The organism is Methylomagnum sp. (assembly GCF_054333355.1).
Window position 1 is genome coordinate 1 of sequence record NZ_JBTEKS010000434.1, and the last position, 3,479, is coordinate 3,479.

Here is a 3,479-nt window from a genome sequence, read left to right on the forward strand (position 1 = left end):
ACTACGGCGACGACTACCTCGGCGACGGCTTCGGCTGGGATGACGAGGCGGGCAATCCAAGCGCGGCCTTCGGGTGTTCGCAAGGATTCTTCTGTGACTACGCTGGAAACGACCGCGACGGCCACTGGGCGCTGGACATCCTGGGCTTCACGTCCGTGGAGGTTCAAACCTGGAGCCAAGTCCAGACTGAATTCCCGCTGATTCCGCCACCCCTGCCCGTCCCGGAGCCGGGCACCCTGGCCCTGTTCGGCCTGGGTCTGGCTGGCCTGTGCCGGAAACGCGCCGCCTGAACTTTCCAACCCTTGCCCGCGAACCGACCCCAACCCAGCGGAATGGCCGGTTCGGGGGTTTTCGTTTTATGCAGCCCCACCCAACCCATGCAAACCGCCGCCACCTCCGCCCCACGCCGCGCCGAGTCCATGCCCGCCACCGGGACCATCGCCCGCATCGAGTACACCCAGACCCGCTCCGTCCCCGTGGACCGGGGGTTCCTCCGCCGCCAGAGGCTCATCGCTGGCCTGGAGCCCGGCCCTTACGTGGACGCCTACAAGGTGTTGCGCACCCGCGTGCTGCAACGGATGCGGGAAAATGGCTGGACCACCCTCGGCGTCACCAGCCCCAATGCCGGGGCGGGCAAATCCTTGGTGGCCGCCAACTTGGCCCTGAGTCTGGCCCTGGAAGTGACCCAGACGGTGCTGCTGGTGGACGCCAACCTGCGCCAGCCCAGCCTGCACCATTACTTTGGCATCGACCCCGCCCATGGCTTGGGCGACCACCTGCTGGACGGCGTGGCGGTGGAAAGAATCCTGGTCCACCCGCAGGGCATCGACCGCTTCGTGCTGCTGCCGGGCAACCGATCCCTGCCGGGGTCCGCCGAATTGTTGTCGTCGCCCGGCACCGCCAAACTGGTGGAAGAACTCAAGCACCGCTACCCGGATCGCCTAGTGATCTTCGACCTGCCCCACTGGCACACCGCCGACGCGCTGGCCCTCGCGCCCCGGCTCGACGCTTTGCTGATGGTGACGGGCGCGGGCCGCACCGGCCAGGAAGCGCTCGCTCAAACGCTGGCGCAGATTCCGGGGATTCCCATCATCGGCACCGTGCTGAACGACGCGGAAACGGCCGGGGATTAAGCGGGTGGGAGCGGGCTTCAGCCCGCGCCAACCAAACTTTCACGCGGGGCTTTTAACCTCCCCGTCACTAACCCATCCCCATCCCCAGCCCCCGCACCGCCACCACCGCCAAAGCCAGCATTGCCCCGCCGCGCAATGGCAACGACGGCCCATCCAGCCGCCGCAGCACATATTCCACGCCATACAACACCACCGCCGCCCGCACCGCCAACCGGGCGTAGTTCACCCCGGAAAACACCGGCAGACTGGCCGCCGCCACCAGCACGAACAGCACCAGAAAATCCGAGGGCGTCACGCTGAAATAGCGCCGCGACAACCGCATGCCCAGCCCCACCACCACCGCCAACGCCACCACCAAGTAATGGCAAAAGTCTTCCAGCGCGGGCCGGGCCGGGCCACCGATGCCGATCAGGTAGACCGCCAGAATCACACAGGAATACAAGGCCGGTCGTTCCGCCGCCGCCAGCCGCCGCCACCGCGTCAACCACGCCGCCATCCAAACCACCAACACCGCCGCCGAGTATCCCCCGACATCCGTGCCCACCTCTGGGCTGGCGACCGTCCCCGCCAGCAGCAAGGCCACCACCGAGAACACCACGCTGTGAAATATGGCCCGTTCCAGCCAGGGCTTGCCCGTCAGGTTCTCAAGGGCCAGCGTCAGCGGTGATTTCCCGCCCAGAGCCAAGCGTCGAAGCCGCCACTGCAAGCCTTGTGAGATGGGGAAAAACGCCGCGATCAGCACGAACAGCGCGACATAAACCCCCAGAATCATGGCGTCCGATTCATAGCGTAGAAAGCAGGCCAGCAATATGAACAGCGCCTGCAAGGCATAAATCACCAGGACCGACTCGTAATGGTCGAAGCCCAGGGATAACAGCTTATGATGAAAATGGTTACGGTCGGGCTTAAAGGGAGACCCCCCCCGCGCCATGCGGTGGCCCATCACCAGCAAGGTATCCACCACCGGCAATCCCAGTATCAGCAAGGGCAGCGTGCCGCCGATGGCGGTATTCACCTCCTGTGTCACCAATACCGCGAAAACCCCCGCCGAAAACCCCAGGAATTGACTGCCGGTATCCCCCATGAAAACCACCGCCGGATGGGTGTTATACCGGAGAAATCCCAATATCGCGCCCATCGTCGCCACCGCCACCGCGACAATCGCCTCGCCGCCCGCCAATTCCGCCAAATAGGCAATCGCCGCCAGGCTCAGCACGCTCAGTCCCGCCGCCAACCCGTCCAAGCCATCGGAAAGATTCATCGCGTTAGTGGTGCCGAGCAGAAAGAATCCCGTCAGCGGATAAGCGATCCAATCCGGCAAATAATCTGCGCCGAATAACTCCACTCGCCGGATGACCACGTCGCCGAAATAAACCACGATGAATACCGCCAGGAATTGGCCCAAGAATTTCAGCCGATAATCCAAATCGAGCCGATCATCCATGATGCCGAAGATACTCAGCAGCCCTATTCCCAACAGGATCATGCGTAGGCCCGGATCAATATCCAACCATAACAGAACCGTCACCACCGTGCCGAACACCATGCCGATGCCGCCCACCCTGGGTATCGCCGAGGTATGCACCTTGCGCTCATTGGGCAGGTCAACAAACCGCCATAGCACCGCCAGTTTCATCAACAGCGGCACCGTCACCATGGCGATGAACAGGGCGGTTAAAAACAGAATAAATAGCTGCATGGATTACTCACGCCTAATCGGCGATAAACCTTTTCAACGCGGGTTCGACCTGATGGAGAAACTCCACCAGCCGCCGCTCGGCGGTGTCGATTTTCTCGCGCTCAGGCACATAGGTGGTCAGCCGGATCAAGGCACCGTCGCTGCGGTTCATGGTGATGGCGTCCCATAACAAATACCATTTCGCCATATATTCATTGGTGATATCCCGGCCCCGCTGCCGGAACCAGTAATACACCAATTGCCGGTCGGAGCCTTTCTGAATAATGACCCGGTTCACCTTGAAAGCGCCACCGGCTTGCTCAAATCCTGCCGGGATAATCGTCTCCAGGCTTTGAATTTCCCAGCCGCCACCGGGCATACAGGTACGCGGCGAGTGGATGGATTCGCCCTTGCGCTGGGAGTTGTAATAAGCGGAATAAAAATTCACCGGCAGCGCATCTGTGGAGCGGGCGTAATCCGCTATGACATAATCATCGAATTTGAGTACATCAATATACTTTTGCTCAATGGTGCCGCGCCGCCCTTGCCAATCACCCAAGCGCATGGGGAAATCCAAATAATCTTGGCGGGGCGGCACGACTTCCTGGCGTTGCTCGATGGGCAACGAAACACCCAGCCCCGCCACTAACACCAACCCCACGGCCCAG

General features: G+C 61.9%; 4 protein-coding genes. 2 read left to right on the forward strand and 2 right to left on the reverse strand.

What is annotated here, in order from left to right; all coding sequences use genetic code 11:
* Positions 1 to 290, forward strand: a 290-nt coding sequence (locus ACXWUF_RS20630; RefSeq protein WP_458496437.1) for a PEP-CTERM sorting domain-containing protein, incomplete at its 5' end; no start/stop codon positions are given.
* Positions 291 to 377: 87 nt separating this feature from the next.
* Positions 378 to 1,133, forward strand: a complete 756-nt coding sequence (locus ACXWUF_RS20635) for a CpsD/CapB family tyrosine-protein kinase (RefSeq protein WP_458496438.1) — start codon at positions 378 to 380, stop codon at positions 1,131 to 1,133.
* 67 nt (positions 1,134 to 1,200) lie between these two features.
* Here ACXWUF_RS20635 and ACXWUF_RS20640 read toward each other — a convergent pair whose 3' ends face one another.
* Together ACXWUF_RS20640 and ACXWUF_RS20645 are read right to left on the reverse strand one after the other, a co-directional pair.
* Positions 1,201 to 2,832, reverse strand: a complete 1,632-nt coding sequence (locus ACXWUF_RS20640; protein ID WP_458496439.1) for a glycosyltransferase family 4 protein — start codon at positions 2,830 to 2,832, stop codon at positions 1,201 to 1,203.
* 13 nt (positions 2,833 to 2,845) lie between these two features.
* Positions 2,846 to 3,479 (reverse strand): exosortase C-terminal domain/associated protein EpsI (locus ACXWUF_RS20645; RefSeq protein WP_458496440.1); only part of this gene is annotated, 634 nt, incomplete at its 5' end.

Excerpts from the sequence above, each read along its gene's own strand:
- ACXWUF_RS20640 (WP_458496439.1), bottom strand. The coding sequence starts at position 2,832 with ATGCAGCTATTTATTCTGTTTTTAACCGCCCTGTTCATCGCCATGGTG.
- ACXWUF_RS20635 (WP_458496438.1), top strand. The coding sequence starts at position 378 with ATGCAAACCGCCGCCACCTCCGCCCCACGCCGCGCCGAGTCCATGCCC.